The 19,133-nt window shown below is 56.8% G+C and carries 16 protein-coding genes; 6 read left to right on the top strand and 10 right to left on the bottom strand.

From position 1 onward, the window contains the following. Positions 1 to 149: 149 nt before the first annotated feature. Genes ACQYWX_RS25375 through ACQYWX_RS25400 form a run of 6 tightly spaced genes read left to right on the top strand, consistent with a single transcriptional unit; the run spans position 150 to position 4,071 of the window. Entirely contained in the window at positions 150 to 683 is a 534-nt protein-coding gene (locus ACQYWX_RS25375; RefSeq protein ID WP_431686796.1) for a hypothetical protein, read from the top strand. Then, positions 676 to 873: a cytochrome oxidase putative small subunit CydP gene (cydP, locus tag ACQYWX_RS25380; RefSeq protein ID WP_127973335.1), complete on the top strand. Its 198-nt coding sequence runs from the start codon at positions 676 to 678 to the stop codon at positions 871 to 873. The genes ACQYWX_RS25375 and cydP overlap by 8 nt, the downstream gene beginning before the upstream one ends. After that, the gene (locus ACQYWX_RS25385) at positions 863 to 2,437 is read left to right on the top strand and encodes a cytochrome ubiquinol oxidase subunit I (RefSeq protein WP_431686797.1); all 1,575 of its coding nucleotides are present in this window, start codon (positions 863 to 865) and stop codon (positions 2,435 to 2,437) included. Before cydP ends, ACQYWX_RS25385 begins: the two co-directional genes overlap by 11 nt. A 27-nt stretch (positions 2,438 to 2,464) precedes the next feature. Continuing rightward, on the top strand, positions 2,465 to 3,604 hold the full coding sequence (cydB, locus tag ACQYWX_RS25390; protein WP_431686798.1) for a cytochrome d ubiquinol oxidase subunit II: 1,140 nt from the start codon (positions 2,465 to 2,467) through the stop codon (positions 3,602 to 3,604). Positions 3,605 to 3,654: 50 nt separating this feature from the next. Continuing rightward, positions 3,655 to 3,771, top strand: coding sequence for a cytochrome bd-I oxidase subunit CydX (gene cydX, locus ACQYWX_RS25395; protein ID WP_279505652.1), 117 nt, complete (start codon positions 3,655 to 3,657; stop codon positions 3,769 to 3,771). 3 nt (positions 3,772 to 3,774) lie between these two features. After that, positions 3,775 to 4,071 carry a cyd operon YbgE family protein gene (locus ACQYWX_RS25400; protein WP_206617960.1) on the top strand — a complete coding sequence of 99 codons (297 nt, stop codon included), beginning with the start codon at positions 3,775 to 3,777 and terminating at the stop codon, positions 4,069 to 4,071. A 70-nt stretch (positions 4,072 to 4,141) separates the two neighbouring features. Here ACQYWX_RS25400 and ACQYWX_RS25405 read toward each other — a convergent pair whose 3' ends face one another. From ACQYWX_RS25405 to ACQYWX_RS25450, 10 genes are all read right to left on the bottom strand, one after another. Continuing rightward, a complete protein-coding gene (locus tag ACQYWX_RS25405) occupies positions 4,142 to 4,681 on the bottom strand; it encodes a suppressor of fused domain protein (RefSeq protein WP_431686799.1) in 540 nt (179 codons plus the stop codon). Positions 4,682 to 4,917: 236 nt separating this feature from the next. Then, the gene (locus tag ACQYWX_RS25410; protein WP_431686800.1) at positions 4,918 to 8,058 is read right to left on the bottom strand and encodes a chitinase C-terminal domain-containing protein; all 3,141 of its coding nucleotides are present in this window, start codon (positions 8,056 to 8,058) and stop codon (positions 4,918 to 4,920) included. 29 nt (positions 8,059 to 8,087) lie between these two features. Beyond that, entirely contained in the window at positions 8,088 to 9,569 is a 1,482-nt protein-coding gene (locus tag ACQYWX_RS25415) for a glycoside hydrolase family 19 protein (RefSeq protein WP_431686801.1), read from the bottom strand. A 417-nt stretch (positions 9,570 to 9,986) separates the two neighbouring features. Next, positions 9,987 to 11,957, bottom strand: coding sequence for a methyl-accepting chemotaxis protein (locus ACQYWX_RS25420; protein WP_431686802.1), 1,971 nt, complete (start codon positions 11,955 to 11,957; stop codon positions 9,987 to 9,989). A gap of 160 nt (positions 11,958 to 12,117) precedes the next feature. Beyond that, positions 12,118 to 13,278, bottom strand: a complete 1,161-nt coding sequence (locus tag ACQYWX_RS25425) for an AraC family transcriptional regulator ligand-binding domain-containing protein (protein WP_431686803.1) — start codon at positions 13,276 to 13,278, stop codon at positions 12,118 to 12,120. A gap of 44 nt (positions 13,279 to 13,322) precedes the next feature. Continuing rightward, positions 13,323 to 14,315, bottom strand: coding sequence for an oligopeptide/dipeptide ABC transporter ATP-binding protein (locus tag ACQYWX_RS25430; RefSeq protein WP_279505640.1), 993 nt, complete (start codon positions 14,313 to 14,315; stop codon positions 13,323 to 13,325). A gap of 55 nt (positions 14,316 to 14,370) precedes the next feature. Next, positions 14,371 to 15,405, bottom strand: a complete 1,035-nt coding sequence (locus ACQYWX_RS25435) for an oligopeptide/dipeptide ABC transporter ATP-binding protein (protein WP_279505638.1) — start codon at positions 15,403 to 15,405, stop codon at positions 14,371 to 14,373. A gap of 10 nt (positions 15,406 to 15,415) precedes the next feature. Then, positions 15,416 to 16,339, bottom strand: a complete 924-nt coding sequence (locus tag ACQYWX_RS25440) for an ABC transporter permease subunit (RefSeq protein WP_127973347.1) — start codon at positions 16,337 to 16,339, stop codon at positions 15,416 to 15,418. 42 nt (positions 16,340 to 16,381) lie between these two features. Beyond that, complete coding sequence (oppB, locus tag ACQYWX_RS25445) at positions 16,382 to 17,302, bottom strand: oligopeptide ABC transporter permease OppB (protein ID WP_279505636.1); 921 nt, start codon at positions 17,300 to 17,302, stop codon at positions 16,382 to 16,384. Positions 17,303 to 17,359: 57 nt separating this feature from the next. Further along, a complete protein-coding gene (locus ACQYWX_RS25450) occupies positions 17,360 to 19,081 on the bottom strand; it encodes a peptide ABC transporter substrate-binding protein (protein WP_216737896.1) in 1,722 nt (573 codons plus the stop codon). Positions 19,082 to 19,133: the final 52 nt, after the last annotated feature.

Consider the following 19,133-nt stretch of genomic DNA (forward strand, 5'->3'; position numbering starts at 1 on the left):
GGCGCTACATCACCATAAAGTAAAGCGGCGCAACCCCTGTTTTTGCTTCTATCTCCCCGGAATACAAGACATTCCCGCCTCTGGCCCGCCGCTTGCTCAATCCTCATCGCAGACCACAAAAACCTTTACCCCAAATTCGACGACTAACCATGGCCAGAGTGAAACAATGGATTTACGGCGACCGACTCAGCTACCTGCTGTTCGAGCCCATCTCACGGCGCAGCGCTCTGATCGACGCCCTTCCCGTCCTTTCGGACAGCTACCGGAGCTTTTTGACCAGCAAGGGGCTCAGTAATCAATATCTGCTGTATACCACCGCGGAAACATCGGATGTTTCTGATATTGCAGGACTACGCATTGCGCCGACGTCAGGGGAGCGATTACCTCAGAGTCTGCCTTTGGGGGAAACCATTTTATGGACCTTGCCTGACGCAGCCGGTGAGTGTTGCGGATTTCGTTGTGAGGGATTCGCCTTCACCGGCCAGTGGTTTTCTCCCGGAGCCCTGCTTTACTTAACAACAGTAAAGGAACCTTCTCCTGCGTTGTTGCAGTCCCTGCTGGAGTTGGCGGACGACACCATAATCTACCCCGGTCGCATCGTCGGCGGACAACGCATCACCAGCCTCGGTCAGGAGAAGGCGATTGCGGAGCGGGAGACGTCAGGGAGATCCCGCAATGCCTGAGCGCAAGTCCATCTTTTCTATTCCTCTGGTGCGCGAGCTCAGTCTGTTTCTGCTGCTCAAACTGATTCTGATTTTCGCCATCAAGGCGGCCTACTTCTCTGATCCTGTGGATTTATCCCATCCAGAGGAAAGCATTTCCAAGCAGTTCGGCGTTATTCCTACTCAATCGGAGGATCACTATGATCAGTGAAAACGTGGTGGACCTGTCGCGGCTCCAGTTCGCGATCACCGCCTTCTACCATTTTCTGTTCGTGCCCTTAACCCTGGGACTGGCGTTTCTTCTCGCCATCATGGAGTCGGCTTATGTGATGACTGGCAAGCAGGTCTATCAGGACATGGTCAAGTTCTGGGGCAAGCTGTTCGGCATCAACTTCGCGCTCGGCGTCACCACCGGTCTTACGATGGAGTTTCAGTTCGGCACCAACTGGGCCTATTACTCTCATTATGTCGGCGATATCTTTGGCGCGCCGCTAGCCATTGAGGGGCTGATGGCGTTCTTCCTGGAGTCCACTTTCATCGGCCTGTTCTTCTTCGGCTGGGACCGCCTCAGTAAAGTCCAGCATCTGGCGGTCACCTGGCTGGTGGCGATCGGCTCCAACCTGTCCGCGCTATGGATTCTCATCGCCAACGGCTGGATGCAGAACCCGGTCGGCGCCGAGTTCAATTATCAAACCATGCGCATGGAAATGGTCAGTTTCAGCGAACTGATTTTCAACCCCGTAGCGCAGGTGAAATTCGTTCACACCGTCTCCGCCGGTTATGTCACTGGGGCCATGTTCGTGCTGGGGATTTCTTCCTACTATCTGTTGAAAAAGCGCGATCTTCCCTTCGCACGGCGCTCTTTCGCCATCGCCGCCAGTTTTGGCTTCGCGTCCATACTCTCCGTCATCGTGCTTGGCGACGAGTCAGGCTACGAGTTGGGTGACGTCCAACGCACCAAGCTCGCGGCTATCGAAGCAGAGTGGGAAACGGTTGAACCGCCAGCGGCTTTTACGCTTTTCGGCATTCCCGACAGCGAAAACATGAAAACGGATTACGCGCTCAAAGTGCCCGGCGCCCTGGGTCTGATTGCGACCCGCTCCATTGACGAAGAAGTCACTGGCATCAAGGATCTGATCGTCGAGCATGAAGAGCGCATTCGCCGCGGCATGCAGGCCTATGCGCTGCTGCAGAAACTCAAAGGCGGCGACCAGTCTGCGCAAACGCTGTCAGCCTTCGACGCCCTGAAAAAAGACCTGGGCTACGGGCTGCTGCTAAAGAAATACACGGAAAATGTGGTGGATGCGAGCGAAGCGCAGATCAAGCAGGCGGCGCACGGCACCATTCCCTCCGTGGGCCCGATGTTCTGGACATTCCGCATCATGGTCGGCCTGGGGTTCGCCATGCTGATTCTGATCGGACTGGCGTTCTATCACAGCTCCCGCCATAGCGTGGAGCGTCAGCGCTGGCTGCTGAAGGCGCTGCTGTTCGCCATTCCTCTGCCCTGGATCTCTTCTGAGATGGGCTGGTTCGTCGCCGAGTTCGGGCGTCAGCCCTGGTCCATCGGTGAGGTGCTGCCGACTTACCTGTCCGCCTCCTCGCGTTCAGCAGCGGATTTGTACATGAGTCTGGCCGGTTTCATCGGGTTCTACACCCTGCTGCTGGTGGCGGAAATGTACCTGATGTTTCGCTATGCGCGCCTGGGTCCCTCCAGTCTGCACACCGGGCGTTACGACCTCGAACAATCGGCCGCCTCCGCAGCCGCCAACGCCTAAGCCCTTACGGATATCAGGAGTCAAAGTATGTTTGATTATGAAACGCTGAAAATGATCTGGTGGGTGCTGGTCGGCGTGTTGCTGATTGGCTTCGCGGTCACCGACGGCTTCGATATGGGCGTGGGCGCGCTGTTACGCATCATCGGCAAAAACGACAACGAGCGGCGGGTGCTGCTGAATACCGTCGGCCCGCACTGGGATGGCAACCAGGTCTGGTTCATCACCGCCGGCGGCGCCATTTTCGCGGCCTGGCCGGTAGTTTACGCGGTCGCCTTTTCCGGTCTGTACTGGGCGTTGCTGCTGGTGTTGTTCGCCATGTTCTTCCGCCCGGTGGGCTTCGAGTACCGCTCCAAGATGGAAGATCCGCGCTGGCGCAATGCCTGGGACTGGGGACTGACCGCCGGCGGCGCTGTGCCAGCGCTGGTGTTCGGCGTCGCTTTCGGCAACTTGTTTATGGGAACGCCGTTCAAGCTGGACGAGTTGATGCGCTCCGAATACACCGGCTCGTTCTGGGCGTTGCTGAATCCGTTCGCGCTTCTGTGCGGGGTCGTCAGTCTGAGTATGCTGGCCATGCACGGCGCCGCGTATCTGCAAATGCGCACTGACGGGGAGTTGCGTCAACGCGCCAGCGGTTACACACGTCTGCTGGCTATCGTGGTGGCGGCTTGCTTCACTCTGGCGGGAGTCTGGTTGTACTTCGGCATTGAAGGTTATGTCATCACCGCCAGCGCTGACGTCGGCGCCGCCATGACGCCTCTGCAGAAATCCGTCGAACTGAAAGAGGGCGCCTGGCTGGCCAATTACGGCAAATATCCAATCACACTGACCGCGCCGATTCTGGCATACGCAGGCTTGCTTCTGACGCTGATTATGACCGCCGCCCAGCGCAGCGGACTGGCTTTTGTCGGCAGTTCCCTGGCGCTGACCGGCATTATCTGCACCGCCGGCTTCAGTCTGTTTCCCTTTGTGATGCCCTCCAACCTCATGCCGGGACACAGCCTCACGCTGTGGGACGTCACGTCCAGTGAGAAAACCCTGAACATCATGTTCTGGGTGGCGATGATTTTCGTGCCGATCGTGCTGTCCTACACCCTCTGGGGTTACTACAAGATGTGGGGACGACTGACCACGGATTTTATCGAGAGCAACAAACACGGCGTTTATTGAACCCGCAATGGCGAACTGAAACAGCTTTTACGATTAGAGGAGAACCGGATATGTGGTATTTCACCTGGATTCTGGGCGTGTTGTTGGCGTGTTCATTCGGGCTGGTCAACGCCCTGTGGCTGGAAGTCACCGAGAACTTAGACCGCGAACCCGACGTCAAGGATTAACCCATGAGCCATCCCGTCGACTACATGGCCTACGGGCCGCTTTACGCCGGCTGGGCGCGCGGGCTGTCACTGCTGAGCGCCCTGGCGCTGGCCGCCATGGCGTTTGCAGCGCCGCAGCTCATCGCCGCCAGCTCCGCGGAACTCAAACACGGCCTGCTGACGCTCTGCCTGTGGGGCGTCAGCGCCGGCTTCGTCCACGGCGTCGGCTACGTACCGCGCCTGACGATTTGGCGCTGGACGCTGGGCCCCTACGTAGGCTGGCCGGTGATGGCGTTATGCGTGTATTTGTGGGTGATGTGAACGTTTGGAAGCTCTTGAGAGATAGAAGCAGAAAAAGCCTGCGCAGGCGGGCTTTCCTCATGCGGTGGACTTACAGAAAGGCGTCGCCCCTTGTGGAGTCCCAATAGGCAACTTCGGACGCCTCAAACTTTTCCCATAAGGACCTTTCTCCATGGGCTTTTTTGTATTCCAACTCGTTATCAAATAAAGGCGTCAGCTGAATAAATCGCACCCGCTTGGGAAGTCCCGCTTGTATCGGCGAAATAATATCGTCGCCATTTGAGAACATAAATGTCTTCGCCGTGGTTCCCTTCCACAAACAACAGGTCAGAGTCGTCGTATCGCCGCTGTTTGGAATGAGCTTGGCGCCATTGCCATGCAGAGCAGTTTCCGCCAACGCTTCAGCGATACTATCCACCTCAGGAGTCAACCCGATGAAAAACTCACAGCCTTCATTCTGCGCGCCCAATACATTGCTTGCGCCTAACGTCGCATAGATCGTAACGCCTTCATTCGTCTGTGATTCATCCCACTTCAACACAAAAATTTCTATTCCCTCGGGCGTCACATACTTCGCCTTCCTTGCTGGCGCCCCAAACCTGAAGTAATAGTAATCGGCAACCGTAGCCATATTTCATCCGCCAATTGAAAGATTCATTCACCTTCACCCGAACTCCTGCTGATTCGCGCACAATTAAAGTATCGGTCTTGTGGAAATCGGCGAGGTACGAAGGCGCTCCACTCTACCACGAATGCCAGCATTTTCACCGTCAGCTACTTTAGAGCAACAGTAAAAAGCCCGCACAAGGCGGGCTATTCAGTTCTGAGTCCGCCCCCGGTTAAAGGGGCGGACTGGGTGGGTTTAGTTTAGAAGCGACACACCAGGGTCCAGCTGCCGTCGCTGCCTGGGGTGGATTGGGTCCACCAGCCGGCGCGGTAGACGATCTTGTTGTGGGACATCAGGTCGCCTGTGCCCGCGTGGTTGGGGTTGCCCTGCCAGTCGCTCTGGGTCCAGTTGGGATAGACGTTCACTTTGCTGGGATCGACGTTGGCGTCGGCGCAGGAGCCGCCGTCGTTACCGCCATCATCGCCGCCGTCGTCTCCGCCATCGCCATTATCGCCGCCGTCCAAAGAGCCTGCGGGCAGTTCCGGATGCTCTTGTTTCAGGGCGAAGGTGGCGCCGCCGATTTTCACTCTCCAGCTGGAAGGCGTCGACATCGGCAGATGGTAGTTGAGCGTGATGTCCATGCTCTCACCGTCCGCTAGGGCCTGATAGTTTTTCAGGGTGAACGCCACCTTGTGGTGATCGTTCTCCAGGCCGCCGATGTTGTTGCCTGAGCTGTTAGCGCCGCTGGCGATAACTTTCAGGCCTACGCCGCTCTGATCGCTGATGGTGTCGGGAATCGCCGTGGGCACATTGAACTCAAAGGTGGCTCCACCTGGGATGGTCTGCCCTGAGTTGTTGGTGATCTTCAGTTTGGGATTGATCGGATAGTTCTGATCGCCCAATTTGAAGCCGCTGATGCTGTACTTGATGTCCAGACTGGTCGCCGGCACATCGGAGCCGACCTGATCACCGTATGGCGTTGCGTTTTTGAACGCGTCATAGAACTGCGTAGTCAGGGTGTCGCCCATGAAGTACTCGCCCTTGTCCGCATTCCAGTCATAGTCGCCGGCCAGTTCCCAGAACATGACGCCGCCAATGCCGTTATCCGCGACATACTTGGCTTTTACGCCAATAGACTCTTCATCTTCGATGGACAGGAACACGCGTTTTTCCGCATTCCACAACCAGGGCGCCACCGCAGTCGAGTCATAGTGGCGGCTGTAGGAGCCGGTCAGCACATCGGTAGGATCGTTGGCCGGATCAAGACCGTAGTCCGCGATGTAGCTACCTGCTACGCCTTCCGCCAAGTTCTTGGCGTGCCACAGCGGGTTGGAGCCGGCGCCCATCTCATTGCCCTGTTTATCCAGGTCATGCCAGATGTTGTCGATGCCCACGGCGCCGTTGCCGCAGTCATTCTTATCGCCGGAACCGGTGCCGGGAGGACAGTTGTTCTGATCCGGCGCGGAAGCCGTGCCCCACAGACCGTTGTCGCCGCCGTTCACGCCCTGCCAGCCGCGGGTGTAATAAGGTACGCCGATATTAATGCGGCCCGCCTGCATGGTTCCACGGAAATACTTGTAGGCCCAGTCGGTATTCAAATAACCAATGCGCTGATACTGAGAGGTGTTGTAGTAGTTCCAGGCTTTCAACTCCACGTCTTCGCCCGTGTCATACAAAGCCGCGTTGGGACCAACGAACTGGTTCCAGGCGCCGTGCAAGTCGTAAGACATGATGTTGACGTAATCCAGATACGGCGTGATCTGCATCACTTCCATACCCCGCAGCAGATAGCCTGAAGAAGGCGAAGCGATGGTCAGCATGTAGTGCTTGCCGTCTTCCGCCGACGCAGCGTCCAGCTTCTCACGCAGGGTTTTCATCAGTTCCACGTAAGAGGCCATCAAACCGGCGCGACGGGCGTTGGCGATGGAGAAATCATCCGGGTTGCCGGCGTCATTCATGCTGGTGGGATATTCGTAGTCGATATCCACCCCGTCAAAGCCATAAGAACGCAGGAACGCCACCACCGAATCGGCGAAGGTGTTGATGCCCTGCTGATTGATGCTGTTATCCGCATTGGTGGTCATGGTGTAGAAGCCGCCGCTGTCGACGCGTTTGCCGTCATCGTCGAAATAGCCGCCGGTTTCCGCCCAACCGCCAACGGAGATCAGAGTCTTCACGTTGGGATACTGCTTCTTGAACTTATTCAGCAGGTTGAAATGGCCCTTATAGGAATAGCTCGGGTCCATTTCCGCGCCTTCCACGCCGTCCCAGGTCAAGCCGGTGGCGGCGTTTTCCGGATTATTCACATTGCCCACGGAGATCTTGTTGTTTCCATCCACATGAGCGAACGCGTAGTTAATATGGGTCAGCTTCTCCCAGGGAATATCGCTGGCCAGATAGGACGGCGCGCCATTCTTGCCGGTGCGCCAGGACGTGAAGTAACCGATGATGCGACGGGGATGATCCGCGCCCATTTTTTCGCGGCCGTTTTCATCGTAGATGCTGCAGTAGGGCACATCGACGCCTGGCGTCTGATAGAGACCTTCCGGACGACAATCTTCGCCGCCGGGATCGGTTCCGCCATTCACTTTGATGGCGACCGCTGGAGCCATGCCGCTCAGACCTTTATCGTCAATCGCCTTGGCGGCGATGCGATGGCCGCCAGCCTTGGCTTTCCAGTCCATTTCATAGGGTGCAGCGTCGTCTTCGCCGATCAGGGCGTTGTCCACATAGAACTCCACCTTGCTGACGGAGCCGTCCGCATCCGCGGCGTCAACGCTGATATTGACGTTATCGTCCACATTGAATTCTTCGCCCGCTTTGGGAGACGTCACGCTGGCCGTAGGAGCCTGATTATCCGGTGGCGTATCGTCATCGGAAACTTTAATGCTGGCCTTGCCGGACGTGGCGTCGGCATCGTCGTCATCCACCGCAGTAGCGCTGACAGTGTGGTCGCCCAGCTCCGCCTTCCACTCTACGGAATAAGGCGCGCTGTCGTCTTCGCCGACCACTTTGTCATCCACCATAAAGGTCACTTTGGCGACTGAGCCGTCCTCATCGGACGCGTCTGCGGATAACACGACATTGTCGCCGACGGCGTATTCAGAGCCGGACTTAGGCGCAGTCAACGTCACGCTGGGCGGTTTGTTATCGACTGGGCCGCCGTCGTCGCATTGCCCCAGGGGCTTCCATTCCTGCCAGTCGCCGGAATGAGTTTCAGGATCGGCGCCCTGCGACCAATAGGCCGCCTCATAGGCGCTGTTTTTGTGCTTCACTTTCGCGCCGCCGGTGTATACGGCGCCGCTGTCCCAGTCGGAAAGTCCCGCGCAATCATAGGCGAACGCCGATTGGCTGAGGGCTCCCGCAGCAATCAAGGTGGCGGTCAGCAATTTCATTTTCATAATTTATAGTCCTTTTGCGGTCGCGGGCTTCATTGTCCCGCTGTTTGTTGTTTTTCATCAGTCACGACGGTGACGTTGAAAAAGTTCTCCACGCAGCTGCGATAGTCGCCTTGCGCCAGCGCGAAGTACGGGGTCTGATAGCCGACCAGCTTGCAGGCGAAAGATTTGCCTTCGGGCATGTCCGGGTAGTAACCCCAATCCTGATCCCAGTACACCTGCAATGCGCCGGAGCCTTGGGTGTCGAAGCTTTTCTGATCCTTGCATCCCAACTCTTCGTTGGCGCCAATGGCGACATTGAGCGCCTGGGCGTGGTTGCGGTAATAGTCGATGCGATTGACGGATTGCGGCTTCTCATAACCGTGACCGCATTCGATGCCGCCATTGATGATATTGGTGGTGGCGCCAAAACCCGGTTTGATGCCCAGTTGCGCATCGTGAGCGTTAGGCGTCCAGGTCCCATCCACTACGTGCAACATGCTGGGTTTCGGAGACGCCGGATACACGAAGAAAAATACGGCGGAAGCCAGGTTCAGCCAGGTGTCGGCGACTTTTTCAGGATCGTTCAACAACACCCTCACATCGCCGTACATGGCCTGGGAAAAGGGACCGTAGTTGTAGTTGTAACTGAGCTGCTTGGCGCCGCGGCCAAAATATTTCAGGTAGTCGCCGCTGGCGTCCTTCCCGCAAGGCCAGGTTTTGCCCTGCCAGGTGTCCGGACTGCATTCCGCGTTGTAACCGCATCCTGAGTTATTCGCGTCGCACCCGGCTTCTCTGACGAACACCAAGCCCTGACGCCACTGGGGAATGGAGGAATTGCCATCATGACCGCCAGTTTCCTGCGTGAAGTGAGCGAACATGGTCGCCAGAGATTTACGGCAAATGGCGTCGCTGTCGCGGCCGTCATCATAGGTGGAGCAGAATCCTTTGAATTTACCCACGGCTCTCAAAAAGCGGGTGTAGGTGTAGGATTCATGACGCTGCGGGAAGGTCTGCTCGAACTGAGCGGAAGACATGATGTTCTCCACCCGCTTGACGTTCGCCGGGTTAGACGCGGCGCCGGGAACGATGGCTTCGACTTGAGCGTTATCCAGGGTTTTGACGGAGTCTTTGACTTTGTTGAAGAGAGGCGTATCGGTGAGGCTGGCTTCCGCTGCGTCCAGCGCAGAGGCTTTCATGCTGTAGCCGCCGCCCGGTAGAGGTTGCGGCAGATCACTGGCGCTATCGTCGCCATCTCCCGGATTATCGCCGCCATCGCCGGGGCTGTCGCCACCGCTGCAGGAGGCGTCGCAAGGTCCTACTTGCTTCCAGGGGCCCCACTCTCCCGAGGCGGTGGGATCATCTCCCTGCGTCCAGTAGCGGGCCTGAAAAATCGTATTGGCGGTGTGCGCCTGATCGCCGCCCTGATAAACGGAGTTGCTTTTCCACTCCGGCACAGCAGCCATGACCACTGCGCTGGATAGACAGAAAACAGAGGCTAATATCCCCATTCCGAATCTAAATTGAGTACGCATAGTTATTTCCTTGAGGCAAAACGTCCCGGCGTTTACGGGACTCCTTATTGGATTTTTGTAATAAGCGGCCCAGGCCGGTTTACTGGGCTGCGCCTTGCACGCCTCGTTAGGGCTATATTGGACCGCCTATACCGTACCACTTATATCAATGGACCTACCTACCACATGAGATTACTTATTATTGGTATCTCAATGGTATATATTAGTACACGAATTGGTATCATCCAGAAAGGTATTTTTTCTATGCAATTTGGCGGATGAAGTGAGTGGCCGCCGAGGCCGAAAGGCAATACGCAACAGTTTGTTTTATTTGATTTTAACTTAGGGTAAGCGTTATTTATTTGAGGCGAGTTAGCGTGAAAAACAAAGCGACAGGCATAAGAGGCACTGCCTCTTATGCTTTTTTATTCTGAGTAATTACACCTGAAATGCGGTGGAAAGGGTTTTGAGTTCGTCCGCCAGGCGACTTTGCTCGCCGGCGGCGGCGGAGATTTGGTCCCCGGCTTCCTCAGCAACCTGAGATTTTTCTCCAATTGACTGCATCTTGGAGGCGATATCGCCGCTGGCCTGCGCCTGCTGTTCCACCGCCGCCGCAATCTGCAACGCGCGCTGATTGATGTCGTGGATCGCCGCCAGCACGTCGTTCAGCACCTGACGCACCTCGCCCGCACTCACCACGCTCTTGTTGACGGAATCCTTGCTCGCCTCCACTTTCAACACCGCCCGGCCGCTTTCGTCCTGGAAAGCGCGGATCATATCTTCAATTTCTGTGGTTGAACTCTGAGTGCGTTGCGCCAACGAACGCACTTCATCCGCCACCACGGCGAACCCACGTCCTTGTTCACCCGCGCGCGCCGCCTCAATGGCGGCGTTGAGCGCCAACAGGTTGGTTTGTTCCGCGATGCTTTTGATGACGTCCACCACCTGGAAAATACGCTCGCTGCTATCACGCAGACTGCGAATAGAAGTCGAGGCTTCGCCGACCTGCGCCGCGACGGTATCAATAGTCGCCGCCGCATCCGAGATCAGCTCATTGGCTTTGTTCACCAGTGAATCTGCGGAACCAGCGGCGCTGGAGGCGCTGGACGTGTTCTCCGCAACCTCTTTGATGGAAGCGCTCATTTCCTCGATGGCGGAGGCGACCATGAGCGTATCCTGCTTCTGAGTCCCCAGGCTGTCCGCTGTGGTGGCCACCGTCACGGCGCTTTCTTCCGCCACGGACGCCAATTGCCCGCTGCAGGCGGAAATCCGGTGTACCGCGTCGCGGAAGTTATCCAGCATATCGTTCAGCAGGCTTGCGATTTCCCCCAGTTCATCTCCCGCCAGGACTTTCGCCCGACTGCGCAGGTCTTTACGAATGGACACCGCGCGCATGGTCTCCATCAGGCTGCTCACCTGCTTGTGCACGCCATGGGTCAGAAATGTCGCCATACCCCCGACGATGACCAGAGAAATCAGAGTCAGCGCGCAATGCCACCATAGCAAACTCAGATCATCGCTCTTAACCTGCTCAGCTAGCGCCAACACATCACTCGTCAATTTATCTTCGATGTTTTTCAGCAGGTTAATGCGTCCAGTTGACTGCTTGAACCAATCCGCCGCATCCTGCTGCAACTCGCCGCTCAAGGCGAAGCTGCGGTATTTTTCCACCTTTTCCACCGCATCGCCCTGCAAGGTGCGCTTGCGATATTCAACCTGCTCAGGCTGGGCGAACTGGTCGAAGGTATCCAGGTAGACATTCTGTTCGCTGACCAACCGGATAAATTTTTCATAATTTCCGGGCGCAAACTTCCCGGCGGCGAAAGTATTGCTGAGCACCGCCCGCTCGATTCCCGCCCGCTCCTTGCCCTGCAGAAAGTTGTAATAAGCCATCAGCGCCGAACTGATTTGAGGCGTCACCGCGTCATCGGCGATGGTCGCTGCGGAGGAAAGCAGCAGTGCGTTAATCTTGGTGTAGTAGCCGATGGCTTCGGCGGCGGGAATATTCAGGCTGTCGACCCGTTGTCGGATCTGCGGCATTTGCGCTATCAAGTCATCGACTGTTTTCATCAGCTCCAACAGTTGCGGTCTGACGATCATGTCGCGGTGTTTGGTCAGAAAGGCGGATAGTTCAGAGCGTCGTTGATCAGTCAGGGTGCGCTGTTCTTTGAGGGTGTCGCCGAACGCCTTGCCTCCCGATCCCAAATACCCGGCGCTGGCGCCGCGCTCTTTTTGCAGTTCGTGGGTCAGATAACTGCTTTTTCCCGCCAGCGCCACCATGTAGGTGAGATCATCCGCTTGCCGGTACTCGCGCAAAGACTCGGAAATAATCACATAGGCCAGTATCAAGAGACAGGCGGCGGCTGGCGCCACCAGTAAAACTAGCTTCTGAAAGAAATTGAGCTTCATGAGCCACTCCGTCTGCTGGGGGTATATCCATCAAGAGCAATAGCCTGACGCACGGACGCTTAAAGCGTCCGCAACGTCTTTAACAATAGACTATCCGCTCAATTTGCCCCAAGGACGAAGCATGCAGAATATTCTGCGCAGCGAATTTACTCGGTTCGGATCAGCGAGAGAACGCTTCTTCGGGAACAAATGATCCCCGCGTGGGCAGATTACGGTTGTTCAACGCAGGCGCCCAGGACAGCTCCGGCGATAGCGAACCCAAAGAGGAATCTCCGCGCTGACGCCGCAACCAGCGTTCCTGCCGTTGCAGCATTTCCCGATATTGCGCCGGGGGCATGCCGGTCCAGCGCTGGAATGCGCGACTCAAGGCGCTTTGTTCGGAGAAACCGACCTGCACGGCGATCGCGGCGAGGTCGAGTTTAGTGGTTTGCATCAGCGCCAGAGTCTGCATGAACTTGCGACGGTCCAACAACATGCGGAAACTTGCTTGCTCGCTTTTCAGTTGTTTGCCCAGTTCAATGGGTTCCATGCCCAATTGGGACGCCACCATTTCCATGCTGGGAAACAATTCCCCCGGTAGATTCGCCAGCACCCGGTTGACCTGAGCTGAGACGTTGCGGGAGCCCGGTCCAAGCATTTTCAGCAGACGCTCTTTCAGCGCTTCGAAGACCAGTGTGTCGCCCACGCAGAGGGTGTCGCGATTGGCGCCTTCCAGTGAAAAACGCACCGAGTCCACCGGACTGTGAAAACTCACCCGGCAACCCAGCTCTTTTTCATACTGCACCGGATCGCCGACCGGCGCATGCTTGAAAGTGACCAGCGTAGCGCGCGCCTTGATGCCGGAGATGCGGCTGCCCAGCGCTTTCCAGCAACTGATGAACGCTTCCACCAGATGGTCCAGCATGAGTTTGCGCGGCCAGTTGTCTTTGAAAACGCAGGTGACGGCGTCTTCTTCCACTACCAGTTGCAACTCCCCGATGGAGCTGACCGCCCGTTGCGCCTTGCGCAGCACGGACAGCGCCTCCTCCACGGAAGGCGCAGAGCTGACGATGTAGCCCAGAATGGAATAGGTCGAGGCGTCGATTTCCGCCCCAAACCTCAACCCCATGTAGGGATCGCGGGTTTCCGACAGCGCCCGTGCGGTCAGCTCGTTGAGCATGCGCGCGGGAACCCAGCAACGTTCGTCCAACAACTCCCTTAACCCCTTCACCGCATCCACCAAGGCCTGCTCATCAAGCCGGCTCTCTCGTAGATATGCGAGATATGAAAATACGAAGCTACAGTGAATAGATGGCTCAACACCCTGTTTTACGAACGACATAGACACTTCCTTACTACAACTAAAACTCGATTACGTCCTTATGATCACGCGTGATGGCAGGCGACGCGGCGTTGACCGTCCGCTACCTCACGCAGTTCCGGTTTGGTCTCTTCGCAGACCTGCGTCGCCATGGGGCAACGGGTAACGAAGGGGCATCCCAGCGGGGGATTGATGGGCGACGGCAAGTCGCCTTCCAGCAACAGTACATCCTTGCCGCGCTCCAGTTCCGGATCTGGAATCGGCACCGCGGAGATCAGCGCTTTGCTGTAGGGATGCAGAGGCTCCCGATACAGATCGCGACTGTTCGCCACCTCCATCACATGCCCCAGATACAACACCATGACCCGATCGCTGATGTACTTCACCAGGTTAAGGTCATGGGCGATGAATATCAGCGACAGGCCCAGCTCCCGCTGCAGCTTTTTCAGCAGATTGACGATCTGCGCCTGAATGGATACGTCCAGGGCGGACACCGGCTCGTCGCAGATGATCAGGTCCGGCTCCAGCACCAGGGCGCGGGCGATGCCCACACGCTGACATTGTCCGCCAGAGAACTCATGGGGATAACGATTAACCTGATTGGCGTGCAGACCCACCGTCTCCATGATGCTGACCACTTTCGCCTCCCGCTCCGCGGAAGACATCTCCGGATAATGGGTCCTCAACGGCTCGGCGATGATCTCCCCCACGGTCATCCGTGGAGACAGCGAGGCGATGGGGTCCTGAAACACCATTTGCAGTTTCTGGCGTCGCTTGCGCAACTGCGAGGGCGAGAGTCCGAGCATGTCTTCTCCCTGCCACACGACTTTGCCCTGCACGTTCTGCAGCATGCCAAGAATCGCGCGCGCCAGGGTGGACTTACCGCAACCGGACTCCCCTACAATGCCGAGAATTTCCCCTGGATACAGGTCGAAACTGATGTGGTTCACCGCTTTCAGCTGCAACGCATCTCCCCGCCACGGCCAGACGCCGCCCCGCGGCAGATCGAAGCGGACGCAGAGATCCTGAACTCTCAATATCGGGTTGGCGCTGCTCATTGGGCGGCTCCTCTCATCATGTCGGCATTACCTTTGTTCTTATATTGCAACATCTTCATAACACATCTCCGCGCACGCCGGCCTCCAGCTCCAGACGCGCGCCGGCGGCGGGCGGCTCTTTTCTGTGCGGCGGCGTCCAGGGCTTGTGGCAGGCCCGCAAACGCGATCCGGACAACGCCTCCAGCGCAGGCACGCGCGCCTCGCACTGCTCTCCCGCCTCGCAGCAACGCTCCGCAAACGGGCATCCCGTGGGCGGATTCAGCAGATTCGGTGGATTGCCGGGAATGGAATAAAGCTCGTCGCTTTCGTCATCCGGTCTAGGAATCGCTTTCAACAGTCCCTGGGTATAAGGGTGGGACGGCGTTTTGAAAATATCCAAAGTAGAGCCGTATTCCATCATGCGCCCGCCGTACATGATCATGGTGTGATCACAGGCGCCGGCGACAATGCCCAGGTCGTGGGTAATCAGTACAATCGAAATACTGAGTTCCCGCTGCAGCTCTCTCAATAGATGCATAATCTGGGCCTGAACCGTCACGTCCAACGCCGTGGTCGGTTCGTCCGCGATCAGCATCTGCGGATTGCACAACAGCGACATGGCGATCATCACCCGTTGCCGCATGCCCCCGGAGAATTCATGGGGATACATGTTCACCCGCTCCCGCGCCTGCGGGATGCGCACCGCGTCCAGCATACGGATGGCTTCATTGAGCGCGTCCTTTTTCGACATCCCTTTATGGTGCATCAGCACTTCAGATAACTGATCGCTGACCCGCATGAAAGGGTTCAGCGAGGTCATCGGGTCCTGAAAAATAATGCCGATTTCTTTCGAGCGGATGCGATTCAGCTCCTGCTCGCTCAGGCCGATCAGCTCACGTCCGTTGAACTTGATGCTGCCCGACACATGGGCGTTGCTGGCCAGCAGCCCGAGAATGGCGAACACGCTCTGGCTTTTGCCGGAGCCGGACTCGCCCACAATGCCCAGGGTGGCGCCTTTTTCAACGCTGTAACTCAGTCCGCTGACCGCCTTGACCGATCCTTCGGGAGTGCTGAAGGACACGCTTAGATTTTCTACTTGCAACAATGTCATAACCTTCGCCTCAATTACCCTTGGGATCTAGTGCGTCGCGTAACCCATCGCCGATGAAGTTAAAGCAGAACAGCGTGGCGATCAGCAACGTCATAGGAAACGCCAGCATCCAGGGAGTGCTGCGCATGTTGTCGGCGCCTTCAGAAATCAACGCGCCCCAGGAGGTCTGCGGCTCGGAGACGCCCAGACCGAGGAAGGAAATGAATGATTCAAACATGATCATTTCCGGCACCAGCAGCGCGGCGTAAACGATAACGACGCCCAGCAGATTGGGAATGACATGTCGCAGGATAATCACCATGGGATGCACGCCAACGGTAAAGGCCGCCTCAATAAATTCCTTACGCTTTAAACTCAGGGTCTGACCGCGCACGATACGGGCCATGTTCAGCCAGCTCACCGCCCCGATGGCGACGAACATCAGCAGCACATTACGTCCGAAAATCGCCATCAGCACGATGACCAGGAACATAAACGGAAACGCGCTGAGCACGTCCACCAGCCGCATCATCAGGCTGTCGACTTTACCGCCGACAAACCCGGATACCGCACCGTACAGAGCCCCAATGACCACCGCGACAAACGCGCCGAGTACGCCGATCATCAATGAGATGCGACTGCCCTGCACCGCTCTCTGATACAGATCGCGCCCGACATGATCGAGGCCGAAGTAGTGCCCGCTTTCCAAATTGGGCTGCCCTTGTTCGTAGATATTGCTCAGGCGCCCCCAATCAATGGTTTCGTTGCTCCAATCTGAGGCATAGTGCCCCAAAAGAGAGAACGCCAGCAGCAGCGCCAGCACGCCCAGGCTGATCAACGCCGCCTTGTTGCGCGCGAAGCGTCTGGCCGCGTCCGCCCACAGGCTGCGGCCTTTGTATTTGCCCATGTTGGCGGCCATCGCCGCCACGCCTTTGTCTTTGCCCATCAACAGCATGATTCGTATTCCTTGTTATCCGATTCGCTAGGTTCGCCGCTATCAGTAGCGGATGCGCGGGTCGAGCACGGTGTAGAGGATGTCCACTAACGCGTTGAAGAAAATGGTCAACGCGCCCACCAGAATGGTGACGCCGAGAATCAGGGAATAGTCGCGATTGATTGCGCCGTTGACGAAGTGCTGGCCGATGCCGCCGGTGGAGAACACTTTATCCACCACCACGGAACCGGTCACGATCCCAACAAAAGCCGGCCCTAAATAGGAAATGACCGGAATCATCGCGGGCTTGAGGGCGTGGCGCAGAATAATATGCGTGCGCGGCAGACCTTTGGCGCGGGCGCGCTGGATGAAAGTGCTGTTGAGGGTTTCGATCATGCTGCCTCGGGTGATCCTGGCGACTTGCGCCACATAGGACGTGGCCATGGCGACGATGGGCAGAATCAGATACTCGATGCGCCCTCCTTCCCAGCCGCCTGCGGGCAGCCATTTCAGGTACACCGCAAAGATCATGACGCACAACGGTGCCAGTACGAAGTTGGGCAACATGACCCCGGACATGGCGAAGGTCATGCCCGCGTAATCGGGCCATCGGTTCTGATTGAGCGCCGCCACCACGCCAATGCCGACGCCCAGCAGCACTACAATCACGAAAGAGAGCACCCCGATATAGGCGGATCTGGGAAAGCTCGATGAAATCAGTTCATTGACCGTATGGTCTTTGTATTTGAAAGAAGGCCCCAAATCCCCCTGAACCAGATCGCCAAGATAATAGAGGTACTGTTTCCACAGTGGCTGGTCTAAATGGTATTTGGCTTCGATGTTTTTCATCACCGCTTCCGGGACCTTGCGTTCATTGGTGAAAGGTCCGCCGGGCGCGGCGTGCATCAACGTAAATGAAATAGTGACGAGTATCAGCAGCGTAGGAATCGCCACCAACAATCTTCTGATGATGAAGCTCAGCATGTTTTTATTTTCCCACTAGAGTAGAGCCGCCTGCGTGCGCAGGCGGCTAAAACTGACTTATTGCGCCTTGATGTACATATCTTTGGCGTAAGCGATGTCCAGAGGATTATTAGTGGCGTATCCGCCGAGCTGAGGGCTGACCATACGCAGGCCGCGGTAGAAGTAGATGGGCGCCACAGGCATTTCTTCGCTGAGGATCTGCTCCGCTTTCTCATAGAAAGGCGCCGGATCTGTGGAATTGCGCGCGTCTGCGAGCAGTTTGTCGAATTCTGCATTGCTCCACTTGCCGTCGTTGTTGCCGCTGTTGGACAACATCAAGGTCAGGAAGGTGGAGGCTTCGTTATAGTCGCCGTTCCAGCCGTAGCGGGCCACTTTGAAGTTACCGGCGGCTTTTTCAGTCAGGAAGGTTTTCCATTCCATGTTGGTCGGCGTCACGATGGCGCCCAGTTTTTCTTTCCACATCTGGCTGATGGCGACAGCGATGGATTTGTGGCCTTCGCTGGTGTTGTACACCAGATCGAACACCAGTGGGTTGTCTTTGTTATAGCCGGCTTCGTTGAGCAGACGAACCGCTTCAGCGTCTCTTTCCGCCTGGGTCATTTTGCTGATTTCAGGCGCGACATAATGGAAGCCGTTCACTTCTGGAGGGGTGATGCTGTACGCGGGAGTCTGCCCGCCTTTGGTGATGTATTTGACGATGATATCGCGGTCGATCGCATAGCTCAGCGCTTTACGTACGCGCACGTCGTCGAAGGGTTTTTCCTGCAGATTGAACTGATACATGTAAGTCGCCAGTTTTGGCACGGAAATCAGCTCATCGTTCATGTCTTGCTTGATGCGCTCCATCTGGGAAACCGGCACCGTGTTGGTGTGGTGCATTTCACCGGCTTCAAAGCGCTGCATTTCGGCGACGGTGTCGTCGATGGGCAGGTACACCACTTCATTGATGATGGTGTTCGCATTGCCCCAGTAGTGTTCATTGCGTACGGCGACCATTTTTTCGCCGACGCTCCATTCTTTCAGCTTGTAAGCGCCGTTGGAGACGATGTTGCCGGGCTTGGTCCAGTCGCCTTTATATTTTTCCACGGCTCTCTGTGGCGAGGGGTAGGTGGTGTAGTGGGACACCATGATGGGCAGATAGGTCACCGGCACTTCCAGAGACACCTGCAGGGTGTAATCGTCCAGCGCTTTCACGCCCAGTTCGGTAATCGGTTTTTCGCCGTTGACGATGGCGGTGCTGTTGGCGACGCCCGCAACTTCCATGTAGTAAGCGTAGTTGGAGCCGACTTCAGGATTAACCGCGCGTCTCCAGGAATAAACGAAATCATTGGCGGTGACGGGCTCGCCGTCACTCCACTTGGCGTTGTGACGTAATTTGAAAGTCCAGGTTTTGAAGTCTTCGCTGGCGCTCCAGCTCTCCGCCACACCGGGCATCAACTGACCATCGGCGCCACTGCTGGTCAAACCTTCGAACAGATCGTTAACGACGGCGCCGCCGACGCTGTCATCCACCAACTGAGGATCTATGGAGCCGGGCTCCGAACCATTACCCCTTACCAGCACCTGCTCCGCGGACAACGGCTCTCCCGTGACCGGGTGCATTCGCGTCGTTGCGCTCCCAGGTTGCTTCGCCCCCGACTTGGCGTCCATCTGACTGACTTGGGCGGCTTCCGCTTTTGGCGCGACGGAAACCGGCTCATCACCGGAACCGCCGCATCCTGACAAGGTAAAGGCAGCGGCCAACATGGTCGCGCCGGCAAACAGGTGTAATGTTTTCATAGATACTCGCAAACTCCTTAGCTGGTTATTTTGTTCCTGAACGGTCGACTGT

The sequence above is a fragment of the Hahella sp. NBU794 genome (genome assembly GCF_050749805.1).
Classification (GTDB): domain Bacteria; phylum Pseudomonadota; class Gammaproteobacteria; order Pseudomonadales; family Oleiphilaceae; genus Hahella.